The sequence below is a fragment of the Microcella sp. genome (assembly GCF_051860105.1).
In the GTDB taxonomy this organism is placed as follows: domain Bacteria; phylum Actinomycetota; class Actinomycetes; order Actinomycetales; family Microbacteriaceae; genus Microcella.
In genome coordinates this window covers 1-23,136 of the sequence record NZ_JBHYEO010000007.1, presented here as the reverse complement: position 1 = coordinate 23,136, position 23,136 = coordinate 1, and the positions used below count along the sequence as shown (strand labels likewise).

The following is a 23,136-nucleotide window of genomic DNA, read 5'->3' as shown; positions in this document are numbered from 1 at the left end:
GCACATCAGTCCGGAAAGATTTCCGACTTGGCCCGAAGTATGGTGAGGGTCATGGGCACCGAACCGCTCCCCGGCCGCGATGCTGCGCGTCGGAGGCCGACCCTGGCCGAGGTCGCACAGCACGCCTCCGTCGCCGAGTCGACGGTCTCGAAGGTGCTCAACGGGCGCCCGGGCATCACCCCAGCGCTGCGAGCGCGCGTCGAGAGCAGCCTGCACCAACTCGGCTACCGCCGCCGCGGGGGCGATGCCACCCCGGGCGCGCTCATCGAGCTCGTGGTCGACCGCATGAGCAGCCAGTGGTCGCTCGACGTCTTCCGCGGGGTGCAGCAGGTCGCGCTCGAGCACCGCACGGCGATCATCCTGACTGAGCGCGCCCGTCGTGACCCCGGCGAGGACTGGATCGATGGCGTCATCCAGCGTCACCCGCTCGGTCTCGTGCTTGCGCTCTCGCAGCTCACGAGCGCCGCCAAGCGCCAGTTACAGGTGCGCGGAGTGCCGTTCGTCATCGTCGACCCCGCCGCGCTTCCCGACGGCGACTCGCCCGCCGTCGCCTCCGCCAACTGGGAGGGCGGATGGATGGCAACGCGGCACCTGGTCGCCCTGGGCCACCGGCGCATCGCCGCCGTCACCATGCCCACCTCGCTGCTCTTCGCCCGGGCCCGCCTCTCGGGCTACCACGCCGCGCTCGAAGAGACCGGGGTCGAGATCGACCCGGCGCTCATCGTGACCACCGGTTCCGGGCGCGACGACGGTCTGGCCGCCGGCCTGCGACTGCTGGCGATGACGCCGCGGCCGACGGCGATCGTGGCCAGCACCGATCTGCAGGCGATCGGGCTCTACGAGGCCGCCCGCCAGTGCGGTCTCTCGATCCCCGGCGATCTCTCGATCGTGGGCTATGACGATATGCCCGCCGCCGAATGGCTGGCACCGCCGCTCACGACCGTGCGGCAACCGGTCGTGCAGATGGCCGAACAGGCCGCCCGCATGCTCTTCACCCTGATCGCCGGGCGCCCGCTCGCTGTGTCGCGACTGACCCTCGACGTCGCCCTCATCGAGCGCGGCAGCACGGCCGCCCCGCCTCGGTGAGCATTGGACGGGAATCCGTCGAAACGGAAAGGTTTCGGAGTCGGGCACCGCGAGCGCGTCGACACGAGATGGTCTCCTAACCTGGCCGCACTCCAGCAGAAAGCAGATCCGCGATGCTCCTCCGTACTCCCACCCCGGGCCGCTCGTGAAGACCGCCCTCGTCGTCCGAGGCGGATGGGACGGCCACCAACCTCAGGAAGCCACCGAGCGGTTCATCCCCCACCTCGAGCGCAACGGGTACACGATCCGCGTCGAAGAATCGACCGCGGTCTACGCCGACGCCGAGTACATGGCCACGGTCGATCTCGTCATGCAGGCCAACACCATGAACACGATCGAACGCGAGCCGCTTGATGGGCTCATCACGGCCGTCCGCAACGGCACGGGTATGGGCGGCTGGCACGGCGGCATCGCCGACTCGTACCGCAACAGCGCCGACTACCTGCACATGATCGGCGGCCAGTTCGCCCACCACGCCGGCATCGAGCCCGAGAAGCGCATCGGCGAGCAGTCCGACAACTACCTGACGTACACGATCAACATCGTTCCCGAGAAGCGCGACCACCCAATCGTCGCGGGTATCGACGACTTCGAGCTCACCACCGAGCAGTACTGGGTGCTGAGCGACTCGTACAACGACGTTCTCGCCACCACCACGGTCGCCGCACGCCCCTTCGACGCCTGGCTCGAACCCGTCGTCAGCCCCTCGGTGTGGACCCGCCGGTGGGGCAAGGGACGCATCTTCGTCTGCACCGCGGGGCACCGCGTCGAAGTGCTCGACAACCCAACCGTTCGCACCATCATCGAAAGGGGCCTGCTGTGGGCAAGCCGTTGACTGTAGGGATCGTCGGAATCGGCACGATCTCGGGACAGTACCTGACCACCATCGATTCGCTCGCCGACGTGCAGCTCGTCGCCGTGAGCGACCTCAACGCCGAACGGGCTGAGGCCGCCGCCGCCGAGCGCCCGGGCGTCGTCGCCCTGAGCACCGAGCAGCTCATCGCTCGCGACGACATCGATGTCGTGCTCAACCTCACAACGCCGGCTGAGCACGTTGGGGTGGCGCTCGCCGCAATCGCCGCCGGCCGCAGCGTGTACGGCGAGAAGCCACTCGCGACGAACACGGCCGATGGCCGACGGATACTTGAGGCCGCGGCCGCCGGCGGCGTGCGCGTCGGCTGTGCCCCCGATACCGTGCTCGGCACGGGCATCCAGACGGCCCGCAAAGCGATCGATGACGGGATGATCGGCGCGCCCATCGCCGCGAGCGCCACCATGGTCACCCCCGGCCATGAGCGCTGGCACCCGGCGCCCGACTTCTACTACCAGCCCGGCGGCGGTCCGCTGTTCGACATGGGCCCGTACTACCTCTCGGCGCTCATTACGTTGCTCGGCCCAGTGGCGGCCGTCACCGGTATGGCGAGCCGGATGCGCAGCAGCCGCACGATCGCCACGGGCGACCGGGCGGGGGCCGTCGTGCCCGTCGACATCGACTCGCATGTCACGGCCCTTTTGCAGCACGAGAGCGGAGCGATCAGTACGCTCATCGTCTCGTTCGACGCCGTCGGCACCCGATCGGCGAACATCGAGGTGCATGGCGAGACGGGCACCCTCGCAGTTCCCGACCCGAACTTCTTCACGGGTGATGTCGACCTGCTCGGGCTCGACGAGTCGGAGTGGCGAACGCTCGCCCCGAGTGCGGGTTATGTTGACGGGGGCCGCGGCATCGGTCTGGCCGATCTCGCCGCGACACCGCACGGTATGGAGGCTCGCGCAGGAGGCGACATGGCCTTCCACGTGCTCGATGTCATGGAGTCGACGCTCACCGCGGTCGCGCAGCGATCGACCGTCGAGATCGGCAGCACAGTGACCCGCCCGGCGGCGGTTCCGCTCACCGAGCTAGCTCGTCGCTGACCCGAGCGACCCTGCGCGGCAGCACGAGCTCGTGCGATCCCGGCCTCAGCTCGAGGTCGGGGTCGCCGGGCCAGACGACCACCGCGGTCGTTCCGGAGGGAATCGTCACCTGCAGGCGCACGAGCTCGCCATCGGTTCGCCAGTGCACCGCGGCAAGACCGTGCGGTGTCTCGAGCGAGGTGCTCGCCCAGTCGATGCCCGCGGCAACCTGCGGGGCGATGCGCATACGGCGGTAGCCCGGTTCGAGCGGCGCGAGCCCGCCGAGGCTGCGGTGCATCCAGTCGGCGACAGCGCCGAGCGCGTAGTGGTTGAAGCTCGTCATGTCGCCGGGGTTGATCGAACCGTCGGGCAGCATCGAATCCCACCGCTCCCAGACTGTGGTGGCCCCCATCGTGACGGGGTACAGCCACGACGGGCACTCCCGCTGCAACAGAAGGCGGTACGCCGTGTCGATATGCCCGGTCATGGTCAAGGCGTCCATTACGAAAGGCGTGCCGGCGAATCCGGTCGAGATGCGATCGCCACTCGCCGCCACGAGCTCGGCGAGCCGGGCGCCCGCCCACGCGCTCTGCTCGGAGTCGAGTAGCCCGAACACGATGGCAAGCACGTACACCGTCGCGCAGTCGCTGCTGATTCGCTGATCTCCCACGTACTCCCGTTGGAACGCCGCACGGAGCTCGGTGGCCATCCGCGCGAACTCCTCGTGCTCCGCGGGGCGATCGAGAAGCTCTGCCACGGCGCTGATGCACACGGCCGTTCGATAGGCGCACGCGGTCGCCACCACACCACGATCCGCCTTGGCGGCGCCCGGACGATCGGGAGGAGCGTCTGGGTCGAGCCAGTCGCCGAACTGGAAGCCAGCATCCCAGACGCCCGATGGCGACAGCAGCGACCGCACCCGTCGACCATGGGCCACCATCGAATCGACCGTCGACCGCAGCACCTGCGGGTCGCCGTAGGCCTCCCACAGTGCCCAGGGCACCCAGACGGATGCATCGCTCCAGATCGCCGTCGCCTCCGGTGACCCTGCACCGAGCGGCGGGTCGGCGGCGTACTTGAGAATGTCGGGCACGGTATACGGCACGACACCACCGTGGTGCGACTGCTCGAGGCCCACATCGACGAGCCAGTCGGCGAGGAACTGTTGCACATCGAACAGGTACGCCGCCGTCGGCGCGAACGCGGAGATGTCGCCCGTCCAGCCGAGCCGCTCGTCGCGCTGTGGGCAGTCCGTCGGAATATCGATGAAATTGCCGCGCATGCCCCGCACGACATTCTCATGTAGCTGGTTCAGCTCGGGCACGGAGCACGCGAAATGACCCGTGCGGTGGAGGTCGGTGCCGATCACGACTGCGCGCACGGCCGCGCCGACATCGTCCGGCTGCCCCGGCCAGCCCTCGAGCTCTGCGTAGCGGAAGCCGTGGAACGTAAAGGAGGGCTCGAAGGTGTCGACGCCGCCGCTGAGGGTGAAGCGGTCGGTGGCCGCGGCCGTGCGGAGCGGCCGCGTCGCGAGCCTCCCCCCGTCGAGCACCTCGGCATGCCGCGCTGTAACCACCTGCCCCGACTCCCCGCGCAGGGTCAGGCGCAGGAATCCGACGATGTTCTGACCGAAGTCGACGATGATCGAGCCCGACTCGCTGCTCCAAACTCGCTGCGGAGCGAGCTCGGCGATCCGCCGCACCGGGGCGACGGGGTCGGAGACCACCGCACCCGCGTAGTCGAGAACCCGCACCGCACCCCAGAGCGGACTCGAGAAGCCGGGCTGCTTCCAGTCATCATCGGCGAGCCGTGCGTCGATGCTTTGGCCATCGTAGAAGTCGTTCGCCGTGATGCTGCTGGGCCCGACCTGCCACGACTCATCGGTGACGATGACCTGCTCATGAGCATCCTCGAAGACCAGGCGAAGTTCCGCATAGGCGGCGAGGCGATCGCCGTAGCGCTGTGTCGGAATCCACCCCAGGCGTCCGCGGTACCAGCCGTTGCCGATCGCGATGCCCATCGTCGACTGCGGAGCCATCAGCGCGGTGACATCGTGCGTGACGGAGTGCAGCCGCCACTCGTAACTGGTCCAGCCCGGTGTCAGCAGGTCGTTGCTCACGGGCGTGCCGTTAATCCACGCTTCGACGATGCCGAGGGCGCTGAGAGTAAGGCGCGCCGACACCACAGCACCGTGGCCCTCATCGATCGGAAGATCACGACGGAAAAGCGGCGCGCTGTCGGGTTCGTTCGCGGGAGTGATGAACCGCGGCACCCGGTCGATCACGAGGCGGGGTCGCTCTGCACGTCGTGCCACTGCCGATCGCTGTCCATGCCCCAGACCAGCGCAAGCGTGGCGCTCGCGTCGGCACGGTCATCGACGAGCTCGTGGATGATGGCATCCCAGGCCGCGTCGATCGGCCCCCGCACACCCAGGCGATCGAAGAAGTCGTCGAGCCCGTGACGCGTCTCGATCATGTGGAAGACGGTCGAGCCGTCGATCCAGATGCGCCAGGCAATGAGTCCCTCGTCGCGCAGCACATTGGCAACCGCCTCGGGAATCTGCTGATGAGTTTCAACGTAGCGCTGCGCGGCATCCTGCCTCAGCGTCGTTCGGAAGCCTGCGATCACCTCGAGAGCATGACAGAAAGTTCCACTCCATAACAAGAGACATGTGATGTATTCTGTTTCTGCGCGCACAGCGCCTCCCCGCTCCAGCAAGGACGCTATGAAGATCACTGGCTACCGCTGCCTGCACACGACTCACGATTGGCAGCGGCCCATCGGAGACTCGAACGGCGTCATCGCCTCGGGACTCACCGGGGTGGCGATCGTCATGGTCGACACCGACCAGGGGGTCACAGGGGTCGGCCTCGGCTCCGACTTCGGTGTCGAGCACCTATTCCGGGCCATCGAGGGCGAAGACCCCCGGTCGGTCACTGCGCTCTACGACCGGATGCTGGCGAGCGTCTTCAAGGCCGGGCACAACGGCGACATTTTCGGCGGGATCGGCGCCCTCGACATGGCACTCTGGGATCTCAAGGCGAAGCTTGCCGGCGAGCCGCTCTGGCGCCTGCTCGGCGCGCGTGACCGTTTCGTGCCCGGATACGCCTCGGGCCTCGACATCGCCCTCAGCGACGATCAGCTCGCGCGCTTCTACGCGGACATGGCCGAACGCGGCTTCTCGAGCGGGAAGCTCAAGGGCGGGCTCGACGTCGATATCGATCTCCGACGCCTCGACATCCTCGAGGCTGAGCTGCGCGTCAACGCACCGCGCCCTGCCCTCATGCTCGACGCGAACGAATCATGGAACCTCAAGCAGGCGGTGCGCTACATCACGCGTATCGAGCGGGAACGCGACCTGACCTGGATCGAAGAACCCCTGCGGCGATGGGATGCACCGGGGCATGCCGCGCTTGGCCGCTCGGTCAACGCCGCGGTCGCCACCGGGGAGAACCTGACCGGCCTCGAGCAGTACGCGCCCCTGTTCGACCACGGAGCCGTCGATATCGTGCAGGTCGGGGGCATGTGGGGCATCACCCACTTCCTCCGCGTCGCGATCGCCGCTCAGGCGCGCAACCTGCCGGTCAGCCCGGTCGGACTCACGATGAGCCCCAGCACGGCCCATGCCGCGGCCGCGGTTCCCAACCACCTTGTCACCGAGGTGCAAGACCTGAGCACTCCGCTGGGCGTCTCGATCGATCACGAGATCTCCGGCGGCGGCATCCTGCTCGGCGACCAACCGGGAAGCGGCATCACGATCGACGAGTCGGCCTTGGTGGTGGCTCCGGAGCGGGAGTTCGTGCACGCGGAAAACGGCCCTCACATGCGGCCCCTGCGCGCGGGCCTGCGATTGGGCAGCTAGGCGCGCCCACCGCGCTCGTGCTCGCGACCACTCGCCGTGTGATGTCGGACGTTAGAGTGGAGCCATGATGGAGGAGACGCCGGAAACGGCGGTGAAGCAGCAGTCGTTCCTCGGACGTGCTGACGCACGCCAACCCGCCGCGCGCCTCGGTGTCGCCGTTGTTCGCGACCTGGTGAGCGCGATCGTCACCGGTGAGGTCACTCCGGGCTCGTTCCTTCCGCCGGAGGCCGAGCTGTGCACCCACTTTGGCGTCAGCCGCACAGTAATTCGCGAGTCAGTCAAGCGCATCGAAGAGAAGGGCCTTGTTCGCGTCGAACACGGTCGCGGGACGACCGTGCAGCCCTCGACGAGTTGGAACATCCTTGACCCGGTTGTGCTCTCCGCTCTGGCCGACAATGACGACTCGCTCGGCTTCCTCGATCAGCTGGCCGTCGTGCGCACCGCGCTCGAGGGCTCGATGAGCGCGCAAGCCGCCGCGGTGCGCACCGACGAGCAGCTGGCCGCGCTGCGGGCCGCGTTCACGACGATGGCGACGTCTCTCACCGACGGCGAGGCCTTCCAGCAGGCCGACGCCGACTTCCACTTTCTGGTCATGACGATGTCGGGCAACCTTCTCGCCGCGAGCATGACCAAGATCCTCTTCGAGCGCGCCCGTGAGAGCGCGCGCTTCACCTCGAACGCCACCGAAGCGGCATTCCGCGCGACCCTCGACGAGCACGGGCGGGTGCTGGAGGCGATCGCCGCCGGCGATTCGGCCGGTGCCGAAGCGTGCATGCGCTCGCACATCACCGAGGCGTGGAACCGGCGACGGCTCCCCACCGCGACCGCCCGCTGACCTACTCCTTGCTGCCCCCGGCGGTGAGCCCCGTGATGAGGAACCGCTGCGAGAACAGGAAGATCAGCAGCACGGGCAGGATCGACAGCAGGATCGCTACGAACATGACGGGCAGCTCGATCGCGATCGAGCCCGCCGACGTGGGGTTCAGCTGCTTGACGTTCGACAGCATCTGAGCGAGCCCGACCTGCACCGTCGACATGCGACCCGGCACCACGAGGAACGGCAGGAAGTAGTTGTTCCAGGTGCCGACCACGCTGAAGAACCCGACGAGCGCGACGACCGGGGTCGCCAGAGGTAGGGCGATGCGGGCGAACACGAGAAGCTCGCCAGCCCCGTCGATGCGCGCCGCATCCAGGAGGTCTTTCGACATGTTCGTCGAGAAGTAGATGTAGGTCAGGTAGACGCCGAAGGGGAAGAACGCCGACGGCAGGATGACCGCGAGCGGTGACCCGATCAGCTTGAACGCGCTCAGCTCGAGGAAGATCGGCAGCACCAGAGCCGTGCCCGGGATGAGCATGACGATGAGCGTGGTGATCAGCAGCGGGCGACGCAACCGGAAGCTCGAGACCGCCAAGGCATAGCCGGCGGGGATGCTCACGACGAGGGTGATGACGAGCGCCGCACCGGAGTACAGCACCGAGTTGCCCATCCACTGGAAGAAGAGACCGTCTTGGAAGCCGATCAACTGGTTCCAGTTGGCGACGAAGGTCTCCAGTGTGCCCACGCTCAGGGGGTTCTCGAAGTAAAGCTGCTGCGCCGTCTTCGCCGGGGCCAGCAGGAGCCAGATGATCGGGATGATGAAGAACACCACGAAGAAGCCCAGGAAGACGATCGTGAATGCCCTGCCCAACCAGCGGGCAGGCTCGAACGACGAGGGACGAGCGGCCGAAGCCTTAGTTGCGCTCAAAGAGGCCTCCGCGGAAAACGAGGAAGGCGGCGAGCGCCCCGGTGACGATGAGGAGCATGAGGGAGAGTGCGGCCGACGCGCTGAAGTCGGCCTGCTTGAAGGCGTACCAGTAGGCGAGCTGGTTCAAGGAGTACTCGGGCGGGATTGCCCCCCGCGAGACGCCGGCGAGGAGGCGCGGCTCGACGAAGAGCTGTGTGCCGGCCGCGATCGAGAGCACGCCCATGTACGCGATCCATTTGCGCAGCATCGGAATCTGGATGTAGCGGGCCGTCTGCAGCGCATTCGCGCCGTCGATACGCGCGGCCTCCATGACGTCGTCGCTGATGTTGTTGAGCGCGCCGTACATGATGATGATCCAGCCACCCGCCCCCGTCCAGAAGGCGATGAGGGTGAAGATGACGGGCAGATTGCCCCCGGTGACGAGGGAGATCGACTCATCGAAACCCCACAGCTGCAGGAGGGGGCCGACGGGGCTGAGCTGAGGGTCGAGCATGAAGAGCCACAGCAGCACGCTCGCCACACCGGCGAGCGCCCCGGGCAAGTAGTAGAGGAATCGGAGCGACGTCGAAAGCCAGCGCTTCTTGACCGAGTGCACGAACAGCGCGATCACGACGACGAGCACGATCAGGGTGACGAGCATCACCATGAGGTAAAGGGCGACCGCCTCGACGGCGGGCCAGAACCGGTAGTCGGCGAACACCTTGGCGAAGTTGTCGATACCCGCCCACGCGCCGTTCTTCGTCACGCTCAAGTACACGGCGTACAGCGTCGGGAAGACGCCGAACGCGAGAAGCAGAACGGCATAGCCAGTGATGAATACGTACCCCATGGTCCGCTGGCTGCCGTCACTGCGGCGGGCGCGGGGCGCCCCCCGCCGCCGGCTGTCGCCGACGACGGGGGGCAGGGTGCTGCTGATAGCGATGATGAGCTCCCTAATTACTTAACCGTGTAGCCCTGAACCTGGGCCTGGTTGCGGTACTCCTGCTCCCAAGCCTCGACAGCGCTGGCAACGGTGCCTCCTTCGGAGAGCACGGGGTTCACGATGGTGTCCCACGCGGTCTCGGCACTGAAGTTGGGGAAGCTCCATCCGCTCCAGACGCTCCCGGCGGCCTTGGTGAGGGCCCCGGTGAAGTCGCCGACGAAGTAGCCAGCCTCCTCCTGCTTGGCGAGGTAGGCGTCAACGGCATCCTTCTGAGCGGGCAGACCCGACGCCAGCTCGACGGCCGAGTCGGAGCTCGTGACGAACTCGAGGAACTGCGCAACAGCCTCGAGGTTGGTCGAGTGGCTCGAGCCGTACCAGGTGCCGCCACCGACGTTGCCTGTGACCTCCTCCTGGCCTTCCCAGTACAGCGGGTTCGCAGCACCGATCTGGCCGGGGGCCGCATCGAGGATGCCGGGGTTCTGGAAGATCACGCCGGCGAACCATGCGGGGCCGGGCATCGTCAGAACCTTGTCCTTGTAGTTGGTGACGAAGGCGGGGTCGAAGACGTTGGTGTTCGTCAGCGTTCCATTGGCCAGCATGTGGTCGATGAGCTCCGTCATCGCCACCGTGTTGGGGTCAGAGAAATCGGTCGAGAACGTGTCGCCGTCGACCTGGAAGATCGGCGCGGCTGCTCCCCAGTAGTACGCGAGAACGGCCATGAAGCCACCGCCCATCGAGCCCATGATGTATCCGGGGTGCTCCTCGGCCAGCACATCGCTGAGATCCTTGAACTCTTCCCATGTGGTCGGAATCTCGTAGCCGAACTCGTCAAACAGCGTCTGGTCGTACCACAGCACGACCGGAGCGAGGTCGTTGCGCAGACCGTAGACCGTGCCATCGACGGTCACTGGGTCGAGCGCACCAGGCATGAAGCTGTCGAGGAACTCCTGATCCATCAGACCCTGGTTCAGCACGGCCGCGTAGGCCTGCACGCCGTTGGTCTCCTTGGCCGCCCACGACGCGTCGTTGGTCTGGCTGGAGAACACGACATCCGGCCAGCCCGAGCCTGCCTGGTCGAAGAGCGCGATCTTCGTCTGGAGGCTGCCGCTGCCACCGGGGTTGCCGTCGTAGGTCTCGATCTTGATCGGGACGTCGGGGAACTGCTCCTGGAAGGCGAGGGCGAGCGGCTCACGGGTGGTGTCGACCAGCACCGTGATCTCACTACCGGGAACCTGCTCGGCCGCGGGGAATCCGAACTCGCTGCCGCCGTTGCCGGTGTCAGCCGTGCAGCCGGTGGCGATCAGGGCGAACGATGCGAGGGCGGCGGTCAGAGCGACCGCACGAGATGTGCGCCGGGCTGAGCGGCGGTGATGCTGTGTTGACATTTCGCGTCCTTTTCTGGTCGACGTCGTTGACGACTGCCCAATCGGGCCGATGGGCTACTAGTAGTAGATCACACATGTGATGTGTTTGGACACCCCCAATTTAACGCCGCGGCCGCATCCGGAGATGCGTCACGCCGCCGTCGACCTCGAGAGCGGTGCCCGTGGTCGATCGGGAGAACGGTGACGCGAGGTAGAGAATGGCGTCGGCCACCTCCTGGGGGGTGACCATGCGACCAGTGGCCTGGCGGTCATCCAACGCTGCACGCTCGGCGATCGGATCATCGAAACGCTGCAGCATCCGGTCGACAAACGCGGTCGAGACGGTTCCCGGGCTCACGCAGTTCACCCGTACCCCCTCGCGAATGTGGTCGGTCGCCATCGCGTAGGTCAACGACAGCACGGCTCCCTTCGATGCGCTGTAGAGCGCCCGATCGGGAAGGCCGTTGAGTGCGGCGATCGAGCAGAGATTCACGACAGAAGCCGCCGCCGATCGCCGCAGCCACGGCAGGGCCGCGGCGACCACCCGCGCGATGCCGGTGACGTTGACGCTCAACACCCGCGCCCACTCGGCATCGTCGTTCGCCTCGACCGTGCCGATCGCACTGATGCCGGCGCTGTTGACGACGATGTCGATTCCGCCGAGGGTTTCCGCGACGGCCGCGACGGCCGCTTGCACCGATTCCCGGTCGGTGACGTCGGCCCGATAGCCATGCAGCTCGGGCGGCAGCCCCTCGGGCGCGAGATCGAGCACGGCAACCGTCGCTCCCGCGTCTCGCAGCGCCGCCGCGGTGGCCTGGCCGATTCCGGATGCTCCGCCGGTGACGATCGCCACGAGACCCGTGAAGGCGCTCATGCCTGTGCCACCTCCTGCCGAGCCTGACCGAGCCCGCTGATCTCCAGCTCGACCACATCGCCCGCGCGTAGGTACGGGTGATCGGGCAGCCCGAGCGCCACCCCAGCCGGCGTGCCCGTGTTGATGAGATCACCGGGGTGCAGCACCATGAACTGGCTCACGTACCAGATGAGGTGTGCCACCGAGAAGACCATGTCTGAGGTCGACCCGTCTTGCCGCGCCACGCCGTTCACGAGCGTGCGCAGCCGCAGCATCTGCGGGTCGGCGACCTGGTCGGCGGGCACCAGCACGGGGCCGAGCGGGTTGAACGTCTCGCAGCTCTTGCCTTTGTCCCACTGGCCGCCGCGCTCGAGCTGGAACTCGCGCTCGGAGACGTCGTGCGAGACGGCGTAGCCGGCGACGTGAGCCAGCGCATTCGCCGGCGACTCGAGATATCGCGCCGTGCGCCCGATCACCACGCCGAGCTCGACTTCCCAGTCGGTCTTCGTCGAGCCGCGCGGCACGAGCACGGTGTCGAACGGCCCGACCACGGTCGACGGGTCTTTCATGAAGATCACGGGCTCGGCGGGAATCTGCGCGCCCGTCTCTGCCGCGTGGTCGCGATAGTTGAGCCCGATGCAGACCACCTTTCCCGGGCGGGCGATCGGAGCGCCCACGCGGACCCCCGCGGCCCCCTCGAGCTCGGGCAGGCTCCCGGCTGCCGCCGCCTGCCGCGCGCGGTCGATGCCACCGGCCGCGAGGAACGCGCCGTCGATGTCGAGGGTGATCGAGCGCAGGTCGTACGTGACTCCCTCACTCGTCAGCACCGGCACTTCCCGGCCGGGCTCTCCTAATCGGGCAAGGTTCATGAACTAGTCCTCATCGGTCAACCGGTAGAAGCGGCACGCGGTGCCGCCCATGATCTGCGCGCGCTCCGTCGTCGACAGCTCCGCGACGAGCGAGGTGAGAGCATCGACGGCGCGCTCGTACCCGCCGGCGAGCTCGACGACGGGCCAGTCTCCGCCGAACATCAGGCGCTCGGCACCGAAGAGCTCAAGCGCGTCGGTGACGAACGGTCGCAGCAGGTCGGGCGTCCACGCGGCGAGATCGCCCGTCGCCGAGTAGAGCCCCGAGATCTTCGCGTGGGTGCGGGGATTCTGGGCGGCTTCCGCGAGCAGGGTGCGCCACCGCGCTCTCTCCTCCGCGGTGCCGCCGATGGGCGGTTTGCCGAGGTGGTCGATGACGAGGTTCAGATCGGGGTGCCGTCGGCCGATACCGGGCAGGCGCGCGAGCGCCGTCGGGTCGCTCGTGACGACGTCGTAGCTGAAGTCACCCGCGGCGAGCATCCCGAACCCCGTATCGACCTCGGGGCGCAGCACCCACTCCGGCGGGAAGGTGTGGATCGTGTTCCGGATGCCCGGCACCACCTTCTGGTCGTGCAACCACTCCAGGCGCTCCTGAAGAGCGGTCGGCCGATCGAGCGGCGCCCACGCGACGACGGCGCGCACCCGCGGGTTTCGTGCGGCGGCATCGAGCATGACATCAGTGTCGTCGGCATTCTCGGCCGCCTGCACGAGCACGCACCCGTCGATGCCGAGGCGGTCGAGCGACGGGGCGATGTCGTCGATCAGCAGCGTGCGGTTGATCGGAGCGAGCGCGTCGGTGAGCCAGTCGTACTCGGCACGAGCGAGATCCCAGACGTGCAGGTGGGAATCGATGATCATCGGGTCAGCCCGGCCTCACGAAGCTCGTCCCAGAGACCGTCGGGGATCGCCGTCGCGTAGCGATCAACGCTGCTCACCACCTGCTCGGCGGTTCGCGTGCCCACGACCACCGAGGAGATGAGCGGGTTGCGCAGCGGAAACTGCACGGCGGCGTCAGGAAGAGCGACGCCCCAGCGCGCACAGACCTCGGCGATGTCACGAGCCCGGGCGAGCAGCTCGGGCGGCGCGGGAGCGTAGTTGTAGTGTGCGTTCTCGGGCACGACAGGTTGGCTGAGCAGGCCCGAGTTGTAGATGGCCGCGGCGACGATGCCGATACCGCGAGACTCAGCGATCGCGAACAGCTCGTCGACACCCGACTGCTCGAGCAGCGTGTACCGACCCGCGAGCATGACCACGTCGATGTCGCACTGCCGGGCGAAGTCGACGAGCATCGCGGTCTGGTTCATGCCGGCACCGATGGCGCGCACGACTCCTTCGTCCCGCAACTCGATGAGAGTATCCGCCCCTGTCGTCGAGGCCGCCTGCCAGTGATCGTCGGGGTCATGCAGAAAGGCGATGTCGATGGAGTCGAGGCCGAGTCTCGTCAGGCTCTCGTCGATCGATCGGCGGATGCCGTCGCGACTGAAGTTCCACTCCCGGCGATAGACGGCGGGGGTCAGGAAGCCCCCGTCGTCGAGCTCGGCAGCGTTCTCGGGCGTGGGCACCAGCAGTCGCCCCACCTTGGTCGAGACCACGAACTGATCGCGGGGGTATCGCTGCAACGCTGCCCCGAGCCGCTGCTCTGAGAGGCCGAGACCGTAGTGCGGGGCGGTGTCGAAGTATCGGATGCCCCGCGCCCATGCCTCCTCGACCGCCTCGATCGACGCCTCGAGGGTGGTTTCGCGGTTGAGGTTGCCGAACTGCGCGGCGCCGAGGCCGAGCTCCGTCAGTGTCACATCGCGGTGGAGAGCACGCGTGTGGAGCTGGTGACGAACACTCACTGGCTTGCCATCCCTTCGGAGTCATATCAGCTCGAAGCTTCTGTGCCTGCGCGTACACCACCCACGCATTCCTACGCCACGTCAGCACTATAGCGATATATATGATGTCTTATATCCGTCACTTAACCGCTCGGGAGAGACAATGTCACGGCGATTCATTCCTGGAGGTGAGTGGTTCACCGGCGCGGGTCTCGGGCTCTTCGTTCACTGGGATCACGCCAGCGCTCAAGGCATCGAAATTGGCTGGCCCATTGTGGGAAAGTCGATCATTCCTGGGACAACAGACGTCGAGGATGCCGTTACCGCTGAGCAGTACCACTCGAGTGCACCGGGATTCAATCCGACTGAGTGGGACGCTCGCGCACTCGCCACGGTGGCGCGACAGGCGGGTGCAAGCTACGTAGTGTTCACCGCGAGGCATCATGGCGGTCATTCCATGTGGCACACGCGTGCTTCTGACTACTCGATTGAGAACACGCCTTTCGGCCGCGACATCGTTCGTGAGTACGTCGAAGCGGTGCGGGCGGAAGGCTTGCGCGTCGGCCTCTACTACAGCCTCTCCGACTGGCATCATCCGGACTACCCCGCCTTCCAAGACAGCGACCGCCCTTACCCGCGTGAGCACCATCCGGAGGCAGGCTGGCCCGAGAACGTTGACCTCCCGGCTCAAGCGGATCGACACCGGCGCCCTTCGCCGGAGCAGTGGGAGAGATATCTGCACTACGTGCGTAGCCAGCTGTCTGAGCTTCTCACTGAATTTGGCCCGATCGACTTGCTGTGGTTCGACGGCGATTGGGAGCGCAGTGCAGAAGAGTGGAACAGCGCAGGCCTTCGGGAACTCATTAAGGGTCTCCAACCCAACGTGATCATTAACGAGCGTTTGCCCGGACAGGGCGACTACTACACGCCGGAACAGTCAATGCCGGCTTTCCCCCCCGACACGCCGTGGGAGATGTGTCTGACGATCGGCGACATGTGGGGATGGAGACCAACGGACACGAACAACAAGTCGGTCGTATCGCTCCTTACGTCTCTCGTGGAAGCTGTAGCGCTCGGCGGCAACCTCTTGCTGAACACCGGAATCCGCGGCGACGGGTCACTGAACCCTGATCACGTGGAGGTGTTTCGTCAGATCGGCGCGTGGATGGCGGCGCACGGGGAATCCGTCAAGGGGGTGTTACCCGTTGAACGGGCTCGTTCGTGGGCTCCCATGACAGCACGGGGCGACTCGGTCTACGTCCACCTCATCACGCGTCCCATCGGAGAACTCGTTGTTCGTGGGATCCCTGTCGATCGAATCCGGCGGGTCAGCCTGATGGCGGCTGAAGTGACTCTCGACTACTCCGTCAGGCTTGACGTACACCATCGCCCCGCGCCTGGAGAGGAGAAGACAGGCGAGCTTCGAGTGTCCCTCCCGGCTTCATCACCTGGTGTTCTTGATGTTGTTCATGTCGAACTGGATCCGGTATAGCGCCTATCGCCGAGGGAAGAAGTCGATTCAACGGGTCGATTGCGCCGAGCACCGCTGGGAAGCGCATGGGATTACTGAAGGTGCGCACGGAAACGGTCAAACGCTGGGGCCATCATCGTGGGGCGCGTGGCACGCTGCACTGAAGCCGTGGGACTCCATGCCGTTCACCCCTTGACGGCGAGGCGCTCGCGGGGCATCTGATCGACCCGAGCAAGCGCTATCAGCGCCAACACATGAAGAGCGGCCGAACCCTGTTACTGGGGGTTCACTCGTTGACAGTGTTCTGAGACATCACCGCACGCGGTGCGAGCCGCTGAGGTGGATTCATCCGGAAGACGAAGGTGCGCACTTTTTCGAGCGAGCCTCCCGCGCCTCGTGGTCGCGCCTGCACGAGCACGTTGCCGATCGCCGTGGCCTCCACCGGCCCGGCCAGAACGGTGAGGCTTGAACGGTCGGCGACGAGCTGGCAGAGCAGCGTGTTGAGCGCCCCGCCCCCGACGAGATGAATGACGCCGACCTCGCGCTCGGCCAGCACCGCCGCTGTGCCGATCGCGGCGGCGAAGGCGGCGGCGAGGCTCTCGACGATGCTCCGGGTGAACGCCGCCCGATCTTCAGGCACCGGGTCGCCCTTTTCCCGAAGGAGGTCTGCGATGCGGCCCGGCATGTCACCCGGAGGCATGAGCCGGGGGTCGTTGGCGTCGAAGATCGGAACCTGCTGGCTCACAGCGGCGGCATCGGCGAGCAGGGCGCCGAGGTCAACCGGCCCCGACTCGGCCTCCCACGCCCGCACCGACTCACTCAGCAGCCACAGCCCCATCACGTTGTGCAGGAAGCGCACGCGACCGTCGACGCCGCCCTCGTTGGTGAAGTTGGCCGCGCGGCTTGCCTCCGTGATGACCGGATGCTCGAGCTCGAGCCCCACGAGCCCCCACGTGCCGCAACTGATGTAGGCGGCATCGGGCCGCGTCATCGGAACGCCGACCACGGCCGACGCCGTGTCGTGGGATCCGACGGCCGTGACCATCACCCCCTCGGGCGCACCAACCTCCGCGACGACGGCCGCTCGTAGCGGTCCGAGATCGTCCCCCGGCTGCACGAGCTCGGGGAAGATCCCGCGAGGCAGACCGAGGCGTTCGATGAGCGCCTCGTTCCACTGCCGGGTGCGGGGGTCGAGCAGCCCCGTCGTCGAGGCGTTGGTCACCTCGGCCAACGAGCGACCGGTCAACCAGAAGGCGACCAGGTCAGGGATGAGCAGCATTCGGTCGGCGGCGGCGAGGCGCTCCGAGGACTCGGCCGCGAGCTGGAAGACCGTGTTGAACGGCAGATGCTGCAGCCCCGAGGCGGCGTAGAGCTCGTCGGGCGGCACGACGGCGTGCACCGCGGCCACGCCGCGCGCGGTGCGGTCGTCGCGGTAGTGAAAGGGCTCGGCGAGCATCCGATCACCCGCCATGAGCGCGTAGTCGACCCCCCAGGAATCGACGCCGATCGAGGTGATGAGGGGGTCGTCGGCGAAGGCCTGCCGCAACCCGGCCATGATGTGCCCCCGCAACGCCGCGATGTCCCAGTGCAGGCCGTCGTCACGCTGCACTGGCCCGTTCGGGAACCGTGCGACCTCGATGAGCTCGAGCCGGTCGGGGTCGATGACGGCGCGCATGACCCGGCCGCTCGTGGCGCCCAGATCGATCGCGGCGACGCGGATACTCAAGGCGGCTACCGCAGGAAGGCCGCGGCGACGCCCGCGTCGACGGGAATGTGCAGTCCGGTCGTGTGCGAGAGGTCGGGCCCCGTGAGCACCGCGACCGCGTTGGCCACGTGCTCGGGCAGCACCTCCCGCTTGAGAATGGTGCGCTGGGCGTAGAACGCCCCCAGTTCTTCTTCGGGCACGCCGTAGGTCGCGGCGCGGTTGGCGCCCCAGCCGCTCGCGAAGATGCCCGAGCCGCGTACGACGCCATCGGGGTTGATGCCGTTGACCTTGACGCCGTGCTCGCCGAGCTCGACGGCGAGCAGTCGCACCTGGTGGGCCTGGTCGGCCTTCGTCGCCGAGTAGGCGATGTTGTTGGGGCCCGCGAAGACGGAGTTCTTGCTCGAGATGTAGATGACGTCGCCGCCGAGCCCCTGGTCAATGAGCACGCGGGCTGCGGCCTTCGAGACCAAGAACGAGCCTTTCGCCATGACGTCGTGCTGCAGATCCCAATCGGCTTCGGTCGTCTCGAGCAGCGGCTTGCTGAGCGACAGCCCCGCGTTGTTGACGACGATGTCGATGCCGCCGAACGCGAGCACAGCATCCTCGATGCCCTTCGCGATCTGGCCCTCATCGGTGACGTTGACCTGCACGCCGAACGCGACGTCGGTCGACCCGAGCTCGGCCGCGGCCGCCTGCGCCTTCGCGAGGTCGAGGTCGGCGATGACGACGCACGCTCCCTCGGCTGCGAGGCGAGTGGCGATGGCCTTGCCGATGCCGCTCGCCGCGCCCGTCACGAAGGCGACGCGCGTGGCGTGGCTCTTCGGTTTCGGCATGCGCTGCAGCTTGGCCTCTTCGAGCGCCCAATACTCGATGCGGAACTTCTCGGCGTCGCTGATGGGCGTGTAGGCGCTCACCGACTCGGCGCCGCGCATGACGTTGATGGCGTTGAGGTAGAACTCGCCCGCGACGCGCGCAGTCTGCTTATTGGCTCCGAAGCTGAACATGCCGACACCGGGAACGAGCACGATGAGGGGATCGGCGCCGCGGATCGCTGGCGAGTCGGCGTCGGCGTGCTTGTCGTAGTACTTCGTGTATTCGGCGCGGTACGCCTCGTGCAGTTCTTTCAGGCGCTGGATGCTCGCCTCAACGCTCGCGCCCGCCGGAAGGTCGAGCAGCATCGGCTTGACCTTGGTGCGCAAGAAGTGGTCGGGGCAGCTCGTCCCCAGGTCGGCCAGGGCGGGAGCCTTCGCCGAAGCGAGGAAGTCGAGCACCCGCGGGTCGTCGGTGAAGTGCCCGACCATGGGGCGGTCGTGGCTCGCGAGGCCCCGAATCGTGGGCGCGAGCGCGGCGGCCTTCGCGCGGCGCTCCTCGGCCGGAAGCGCCCCGTAACCCTTGCGCTCCCGACCGAACGGCGCCTTCTTGCCTTTCGCGTCAAGGTAGGCCCGCGCGGTGTCGATGATCCAGCGGCTGTTCTTCTCGCACTGGTCGCTCGTGTCGGCCCAGGCGGTGATGCCGTGCCCGCCGAGGATGCAGCCGATCGCCTGCGGGTTCGCGGCCTTGACGGCGGCGATGTCGAGGCCGAGCTGGAAGCCCGGTCGGCGCCACGGCACCCACACGACCTTCTCCCCGAAGATCTTCTTGGTCAGTGTCGAACCATCTTTCGCCGTGGCGATGGCGATGCCGGCGTCGGGGTGCAGGTGGTCGACGTGGGCCGCATCCACCAGCCCGTGCATGGCGGTGTCGATGCTGGGGGCCGCGCCGCCCGTGCCGTGCAGGCAGTAGTTGAAGGCCGCGACCATCTCGTCCTCGCGCTCGACGCCGGGGTAGACGTCGACGAGCGCGCGCAGGCGGTCGAGGCGCAGCACGGCGAGGCCCTGCTCGGTGAGGGTGCCGAGATCGCCGCCTGAACCCTTGACCCACAGCAGCTCGACGGGCTCGCCCGTGACCGGGTCGGTCTCGGTGCCCTTCGACGAGGTATTGCCGCCGGCGTAGTTGGTGATGTGCGGCTCAGCACCCAGGCGGTTGCTGCGGGCGATGAGGTCGGTCTGCGCGGTCATTGGTGAAGTGCTTCCGATCGGTCCCGGTGCGGGAGACGGGTGATCCAGTCGAGAACCAGGGCGACGGTGGCGCTCGCCTGCGGCAGCTCGGGTCGATTCAGGTGTCCGTGGGTCGTTCCGACCGCGATGTGAGATTCGACGGCGACTCCGGCCGCGCGCAGCGCATCGGCGAAGGCCTCTCCCGAGGCTCGAAGCGCATCGACGTCGTCGTTGATGATGAGCACCGGAGGAAGGCCGACGAGGTCGTCCCGCTTAGCCTCCCCGGGTACGGCGACGAGCGGCGCCTCCTCTACCGCCGTGCCGAGGTACACCTCGTACATCGACCGGATGCGGGCGTCATCGAAGACCAGCTCGGTCGGAAGGGTCGCGACGGCAGCTGCGAGTGCGGGAGCGGGAGGGGGTTGCACGGCGTGCAGAGTCGGGTACGCGAGGAACACCCCCCACGGCAGCGGCCCCGGCCCGTCGTGCAGGCGAAGCGCGACGCCAGCGGTGAGGTTCGCCCCCGCGCTCGCCCCGCCGATCACGATGCGGTCGGCATCGATTCCGAGGTCGGACGCCGCACCCCTCGTCCACCGATAGGCCGACAGGACATCGTCGGAGGGCTCGGGGTACCGGATGGTCGATGAGGCCCGACGGTAGTCGACCGACACGACAGTGACACCTGCGTCCGCCAGCGTCGTCGCGACCCAGTGCGCCTCCGGCATCTCGAGGTCACCTCCTGCGAAGGCGCCCCCGTGCGACCAGACGAGGGCGGTGCCGACGTGTGGCCGTGCGGCGGGATAGACGCGAACGAGTCCATCGTGGGCGGAATACGGAGTGCGGGCATCCATGCGCGGGTCTAGGCGCCCCATCCGGCCTGCGTGCCGCCGACTCGCTCGGCCACGATGCGCTCGCGGTAGCCGCTCGCGACGAAGGCCGCCATCGGGTCGGCGGGCAGTCCGCGCGACTCCCGCCAGGAGGCGAGGTCGGCGCGGACATCCGTGTAGAAGGCGTCCATGAGAATGCCGTTCGCGGCGAGCACATCGTGGGCGCGCTGGGCGGCGCCGAGCGCCTCACGGTCGACCAGCAGGGCCCGGGCGGTCATCTCCTGCACGTTGAGCACGCTGCGGATCTGGCCGGGGATCTTCTCTTCGATGTTGTGGCACTGGTCGAGCATGAAGGCGACGTCGCTGCCCTCGTCATACCCGCCACCGCGCACGACCTCGACCATGATGCGGAAGAGCTGGAACGGGTCGGCTGCGCCGACGATGAGATCGTCGTCGGCGTAGAAGCGCGAGTTGAAGTCGAACGAGCCGAGCTTGCCGAGGCGCAACAGCTGCATGACGATGAACTCGATGTTGGTGCCCGGCGCGTGGTGGCCGGTGTCGAGGCAGACGACGGCGCGGTCGCCGAGCGCCGCCACCTGGGCATACGCGGTTCCCCAGTCGGGAACATCGGTGTGGTAGAATCCCGGCTCGAAGAACTTGTACTCGAGCACGAGGCGCTGCTCGTCACCGAGCCGCGCGTAGATCGTCGCGAGGCTCTCGGCCAGATTGTCCTGCCGACGCCGCAGGTCGTCCTGCCCCGGATAGTTGGTGCCGTCGGCGAGCCAGATCTTGAGATCGCGCGAGCCGGTCGCGTGCATGATGTCGATGCAAGCGAGGTGGTGGTCGACGGCACGCTGACGAGCCGACGGTTCGCTCGCCGCGAGCGAGCCGAACTTGTACTCCTCGTCCTGGAAGGTGTTGGAGTTGATCGTGCCGAGGGCGACGCCGTGCTCTTCGGCGTGAGCGCGCAGGGCCGAGTAGTCGTCGACCCTGTCCCACGGGATGTGCAGTGCCACCGTCGGGGCGAGGCCCGTGCAGGCGTGCACCTGGGCCGCATCCGCGATCTTCTCGAACGGGTCGCGCGGCGTGCCCGGCGTCGTGAAGACCCGGAAGCGGGTGCCCGAGTTGCCGAAGGCCCACGAGGGCAGCTCGATCGCCTGCCGCTCGAGGTGCGCGGCAATATTGTCGAAAGTCGTCATTGACGGATGGTGCCTTTCGTGCGGCGAAATGAATCGTTTCACAGCGTAGGGAGCAATGCAGTACTGGTCAAGCGAATCATTGCCACTAGCCTCGGCTCATGGCTGGTGCGGGCATCAAGGACGTCGCACGACGCGCTGGCGTTTCCGTCGGCACAGTCTCCAACGTGCTCAACCGACCCGATCGCGTCAGTGCCACCACCGTCGCTCGCGTGCGGGCCGCCATCGATGAGCTCGGCTTCGTTCGCAACGACGCCGCTCGCCAGCTGCGCGTGGGCCGCAGCTCGACCATCGGTCTCATCGTGCTCGACATCGGCAACCCCTTCTTCACGGAGCTCGCTCGCGGCGCCGAAGACGCCGCCGCAGCCGCCGGGCTCTCCGTGATGATCGGCAACAGTGACGGAAATGCGTCGCGAGAAGCCTCGTATCTGGAGCTGTTCCACGAACAACGCCTCCGGGGCGTCCTGATCTCGCCGATCGGTGACGTGACCGATCACCTCCGTCGACTGCGCAAGGATGGCACCGGAGCCGTGCTCGTCGACCGCAAGGGAACGGATGCGGAGTCATCGTCCGTCTCAGTCGACGATGATGCCGGGGGATACATGGCGGCACGGCACCTTCTCGATCAAGGTCGCCGCCGAATCGCGTACCTGCGCAGCGAGGCCGACATTCGGCAGATGGTCGACCGGGGCGAGGGTGCCCGTCGCGCCGTGGCGGAGACCCCAGGCGCGAGCCTCGACCTCACCACGGTGGGCGGTCCGACCGTGGGCGACGGACGCATCGCCGGTCAGCAGCTGATCGCCCGCCATCCCGATGACCGACCTGACGCCGTCTTCGCCGCCAACGATCTGCTCGCGATCGGCCTGCTTCAGACCCTGGTACTGGATGGTGGGGTTCGCGTACCCGACGACATCGCCATCGTCGGCTACGACGACATCGATTTCGCGGCTGCCGCTGTCGTTCCGCTCAGCTCGGTGCGCCAGCCGAGCCGGCTTCTCGGCGAAACGGCCGTGCGGATCCTTCTCGGGGAATCGGTCGACCCGACCGGCTCACCCCAGGAGATTGTCTTCACGCCCGAGCTCGTCATCCGCGCGAGCTCGGCGAGCGCCCGTCAGCGCTGAACGCGGCACATCCCATCACGAGACGCCGCAACGCTTCCCGTGACGATCACACGGGGATCGTCACGACATGGTGGCCCGACCCCAGCGTGCGCTGTGCTGACGGCACAACGATCCGAGCCTCAGAGCCGTCGGGCACCGAGGCCTCGAAGCGCCAACCGCCGGGCCCGCGCTCCCATTCGACGCTCGCGATGCCGCGAGGAGTCCGATGCCAGCAACGGGCACGGGTCACTGTCGACGTACTTCTGCACATCATCGGCCACCCGAGGGGCCGAGTCCGGAAGCGTGCAACCGCTGTAAACGTACGGACCCGGGGGGGGGGGGGGGGGGGGGGGGGCCGGCGGGGGCGGCCGCCCCCCGGGGCGGGGGGCGGCG

Annotated in this window: 21 protein-coding genes; 7 read left to right on the top strand and 14 right to left on the bottom strand. The window is 67.4% G+C overall.

Features of this window, described 5'->3' with window-relative positions; all coding sequences use genetic code 11:
- The first annotated feature begins 51 nt into the window (after positions 1 to 51).
- The 3 genes from ACTIE9_RS05580 (at position 52) to ACTIE9_RS05570 (ending at position 3,000) form a co-directional block, all read left to right on the top strand.
- The gene (locus ACTIE9_RS05580) at positions 52 to 1,086 is read left to right on the top strand and encodes a LacI family DNA-binding transcriptional regulator (RefSeq protein ID WP_439564590.1); all 1,035 of its coding nucleotides are present in this window, start codon (positions 52 to 54) and stop codon (positions 1,084 to 1,086) included.
- Positions 1,087 to 1,231: 145 nt separating this feature from the next.
- The gene (locus ACTIE9_RS05575; RefSeq protein ID WP_439564589.1) at positions 1,232 to 1,921 is read left to right on the top strand and encodes a ThuA domain-containing protein; all 690 of its coding nucleotides are present in this window, start codon (positions 1,232 to 1,234) and stop codon (positions 1,919 to 1,921) included.
- The gene (locus ACTIE9_RS05570; RefSeq protein ID WP_439564588.1) at positions 1,906 to 3,000 is read left to right on the top strand and encodes a Gfo/Idh/MocA family protein; all 1,095 of its coding nucleotides are present in this window, start codon (positions 1,906 to 1,908) and stop codon (positions 2,998 to 3,000) included. The genes ACTIE9_RS05575 and ACTIE9_RS05570 overlap by 16 nt, the downstream gene beginning before the upstream one ends.
- On the opposite strand, the gene ACTIE9_RS05565 is transcribed toward ACTIE9_RS05570, so the two are convergent.
- Complete coding sequence (locus ACTIE9_RS05565) at positions 2,978 to 5,293, bottom strand: family 78 glycoside hydrolase catalytic domain (RefSeq protein WP_439564587.1); 2,316 nt, start codon at positions 5,291 to 5,293, stop codon at positions 2,978 to 2,980. The genes ACTIE9_RS05570 and ACTIE9_RS05565 overlap by 23 nt on opposite strands.
- The gene (locus ACTIE9_RS05560) at positions 5,260 to 5,607 is read right to left on the bottom strand and encodes an L-rhamnose mutarotase (RefSeq protein WP_439564586.1); all 348 of its coding nucleotides are present in this window, start codon (positions 5,605 to 5,607) and stop codon (positions 5,260 to 5,262) included. Before ACTIE9_RS05560 ends, ACTIE9_RS05565 begins: the two co-directional genes overlap by 34 nt.
- A 97-nt stretch (positions 5,608 to 5,704) precedes the next feature.
- On the opposite strand from ACTIE9_RS05560, the gene ACTIE9_RS05555 reads away from it, so the two are divergent.
- Positions 5,705 to 6,841, top strand: a complete 1,137-nt coding sequence (locus tag ACTIE9_RS05555) for a mandelate racemase/muconate lactonizing enzyme family protein (RefSeq protein ID WP_439564585.1) — start codon at positions 5,705 to 5,707, stop codon at positions 6,839 to 6,841.
- A gap of 64 nt (positions 6,842 to 6,905) precedes the next feature.
- Positions 6,906 to 7,676 (top strand): FadR/GntR family transcriptional regulator, encoded by a 771-nt coding sequence (locus ACTIE9_RS05550; protein ID WP_439564584.1) that lies wholly within the window; start codon positions 6,906 to 6,908, stop codon positions 7,674 to 7,676.
- Position 7,677: 1 nt separating this feature from the next.
- Here the strand turns inward: ACTIE9_RS05550 and ACTIE9_RS05545 are convergent, their stop codons facing one another.
- The 7 genes from ACTIE9_RS05545 to ACTIE9_RS05515 all read right to left on the bottom strand — a co-directional run bounded on the left by ACTIE9_RS05545 (position 7,678) and on the right by ACTIE9_RS05515 (position 14,384).
- Positions 7,678 to 8,529 carry a carbohydrate ABC transporter permease gene (locus ACTIE9_RS05545; protein ID WP_439564583.1) on the bottom strand — a complete coding sequence of 284 codons (852 nt, stop codon included), beginning with the start codon at positions 8,527 to 8,529 and terminating at the stop codon, positions 7,678 to 7,680.
- 43 nt (positions 8,530 to 8,572) lie between these two features.
- Entirely contained in the window at positions 8,573 to 9,415 is an 843-nt protein-coding gene (locus tag ACTIE9_RS05540) for a carbohydrate ABC transporter permease (protein ID WP_439564582.1), read from the bottom strand.
- A gap of 107 nt (positions 9,416 to 9,522) precedes the next feature.
- Positions 9,523 to 10,893 carry an ABC transporter substrate-binding protein gene (locus ACTIE9_RS05535; protein WP_439564581.1) on the bottom strand — a complete coding sequence of 457 codons (1,371 nt, stop codon included), beginning with the start codon at positions 10,891 to 10,893 and terminating at the stop codon, positions 9,523 to 9,525.
- A 100-nt stretch (positions 10,894 to 10,993) separates the two neighbouring features.
- Positions 10,994 to 11,746, bottom strand: a complete 753-nt coding sequence (locus tag ACTIE9_RS05530; protein WP_439564580.1) for an SDR family NAD(P)-dependent oxidoreductase — start codon at positions 11,744 to 11,746, stop codon at positions 10,994 to 10,996.
- Entirely contained in the window at positions 11,743 to 12,594 is an 852-nt protein-coding gene (locus ACTIE9_RS05525; RefSeq protein ID WP_439564579.1) for a fumarylacetoacetate hydrolase family protein, read from the bottom strand. The genes ACTIE9_RS05530 and ACTIE9_RS05525 overlap by 4 nt, the downstream gene beginning before the upstream one ends.
- 3 nt (positions 12,595 to 12,597) lie before the next feature.
- On the bottom strand, positions 12,598 to 13,449 hold the full coding sequence (locus ACTIE9_RS05520; protein WP_439564578.1) for an amidohydrolase family protein: 852 nt from the start codon (positions 13,447 to 13,449) through the stop codon (positions 12,598 to 12,600).
- Positions 13,446 to 14,384, bottom strand: coding sequence for an aldo/keto reductase (locus tag ACTIE9_RS05515; RefSeq protein WP_439564577.1), 939 nt, complete (start codon positions 14,382 to 14,384; stop codon positions 13,446 to 13,448). The genes ACTIE9_RS05520 and ACTIE9_RS05515 overlap by 4 nt, the downstream gene beginning before the upstream one ends.
- A gap of 187 nt (positions 14,385 to 14,571) precedes the next feature.
- Here ACTIE9_RS05515 and ACTIE9_RS05510 point away from each other — a divergent pair, with 187 nt between their 5' ends.
- Positions 14,572 to 15,900 carry an alpha-L-fucosidase gene (locus ACTIE9_RS05510; RefSeq protein ID WP_439564576.1) on the top strand — a complete coding sequence of 443 codons (1,329 nt, stop codon included), beginning with the start codon at positions 14,572 to 14,574 and terminating at the stop codon, positions 15,898 to 15,900.
- Positions 15,901 to 16,165: 265 nt separating this feature from the next.
- Here ACTIE9_RS05510 and ACTIE9_RS05505 read toward each other — a convergent pair whose 3' ends face one another.
- Genes ACTIE9_RS05505 through rhaI form a run of 4 tightly spaced genes read right to left on the bottom strand, consistent with a single transcriptional unit; the run spans position 16,166 to position 21,646 of the window.
- The gene (locus tag ACTIE9_RS05505; RefSeq protein ID WP_439564575.1) at positions 16,166 to 17,605 is read right to left on the bottom strand and encodes a rhamnulokinase; all 1,440 of its coding nucleotides are present in this window, start codon (positions 17,603 to 17,605) and stop codon (positions 16,166 to 16,168) included.
- A gap of 5 nt (positions 17,606 to 17,610) precedes the next feature.
- Positions 17,611 to 19,641 (bottom strand): bifunctional aldolase/short-chain dehydrogenase, encoded by a 2,031-nt coding sequence (locus ACTIE9_RS05500; RefSeq protein WP_439564574.1) that lies wholly within the window; start codon positions 19,639 to 19,641, stop codon positions 17,611 to 17,613.
- Positions 19,638 to 20,492: an alpha/beta hydrolase gene (locus tag ACTIE9_RS05495; protein WP_439564573.1), complete on the bottom strand. Its 855-nt coding sequence runs from the start codon at positions 20,490 to 20,492 to the stop codon at positions 19,638 to 19,640. Before ACTIE9_RS05495 ends, ACTIE9_RS05500 begins: the two co-directional genes overlap by 4 nt.
- Positions 20,480 to 21,646 carry an L-rhamnose isomerase gene (gene rhaI / locus ACTIE9_RS05490; RefSeq protein ID WP_439564572.1) on the bottom strand — a complete coding sequence of 389 codons (1,167 nt, stop codon included), beginning with the start codon at positions 21,644 to 21,646 and terminating at the stop codon, positions 20,480 to 20,482. The genes ACTIE9_RS05495 and rhaI overlap by 13 nt, the downstream gene beginning before the upstream one ends.
- A 98-nt stretch (positions 21,647 to 21,744) precedes the next feature.
- On the opposite strand from rhaI, the gene ACTIE9_RS05485 reads away from it, so the two are divergent.
- Positions 21,745 to 22,764, top strand: a complete 1,020-nt coding sequence (locus ACTIE9_RS05485; RefSeq protein WP_439564571.1) for a LacI family DNA-binding transcriptional regulator — start codon at positions 21,745 to 21,747, stop codon at positions 22,762 to 22,764.
- A 46-nt stretch (positions 22,765 to 22,810) separates the two neighbouring features.
- Here the strand turns inward: ACTIE9_RS05485 and ACTIE9_RS05480 are convergent, their stop codons facing one another.
- On the bottom strand, positions 22,811 to 23,014 hold the full coding sequence (locus ACTIE9_RS05480; RefSeq protein ID WP_439564698.1) for an alpha-L-rhamnosidase C-terminal domain-containing protein: 204 nt from the start codon (positions 23,012 to 23,014) through the stop codon (positions 22,811 to 22,813).
- Positions 23,015 to 23,136 lie beyond the last annotated feature (122 nt).

Bases quoted from the DNA above. Each gene is read 5' to 3' on its own strand.
- ACTIE9_RS05525 (WP_439564579.1), bottom strand. From the start codon at position 12,594: ATGAACCTTGCCCGATTAGGAGAGCCCGGCCGGGAAGTGCCGGTGCTG.
- ACTIE9_RS05535 (WP_439564581.1), bottom strand. From the start codon at position 10,893: ATGTCAACACAGCATCACCGCCGCTCAGCCCGGCGCACATCTCGTGCG.
- ACTIE9_RS05530 (WP_439564580.1), bottom strand. From the start codon at position 11,746: ATGAGCGCCTTCACGGGTCTCGTGGCGATCGTCACCGGCGGAGCATCC.
- ACTIE9_RS05510 (WP_439564576.1), top strand. From the start codon at position 14,572: ATGTCACGGCGATTCATTCCTGGAGGTGAGTGGTTCACCGGCGCGGGT.
- ACTIE9_RS05550 (WP_439564584.1), top strand. From the start codon at position 6,906: ATGATGGAGGAGACGCCGGAAACGGCGGTGAAGCAGCAGTCGTTCCTC.
- ACTIE9_RS05540 (WP_439564582.1), bottom strand. From the start codon at position 9,415: ATGGGGTACGTATTCATCACTGGCTATGCCGTTCTGCTTCTCGCGTTC.
- ACTIE9_RS05485 (WP_439564571.1), top strand. From the start codon at position 21,745: ATGGCTGGTGCGGGCATCAAGGACGTCGCACGACGCGCTGGCGTTTCC.
- ACTIE9_RS05495 (WP_439564573.1), bottom strand. From the start codon at position 20,492: ATGGGGCGCCTAGACCCGCGCATGGATGCCCGCACTCCGTATTCCGCC.
- ACTIE9_RS05555 (WP_439564585.1), top strand. From the start codon at position 5,705: ATGAAGATCACTGGCTACCGCTGCCTGCACACGACTCACGATTGGCAG.
- ACTIE9_RS05500 (WP_439564574.1), bottom strand. From the start codon at position 19,641: ATGACCGCGCAGACCGACCTCATCGCCCGCAGCAACCGCCTGGGTGCT.
- ACTIE9_RS05520 (WP_439564578.1), bottom strand. From the start codon at position 13,449: ATGATCATCGATTCCCACCTGCACGTCTGGGATCTCGCTCGTGCCGAG.
- ACTIE9_RS05580 (WP_439564590.1), top strand. From the start codon at position 52: ATGGGCACCGAACCGCTCCCCGGCCGCGATGCTGCGCGTCGGAGGCCG.
- rhaI (WP_439564572.1), bottom strand. From the start codon at position 21,646: ATGACGACTTTCGACAATATTGCCGCGCACCTCGAGCGGCAGGCGATC.
- ACTIE9_RS05480 (WP_439564698.1), bottom strand. From the start codon at position 23,014: ATGTGCAGAAGTACGTCGACAGTGACCCGTGCCCGTTGCTGGCATCGG.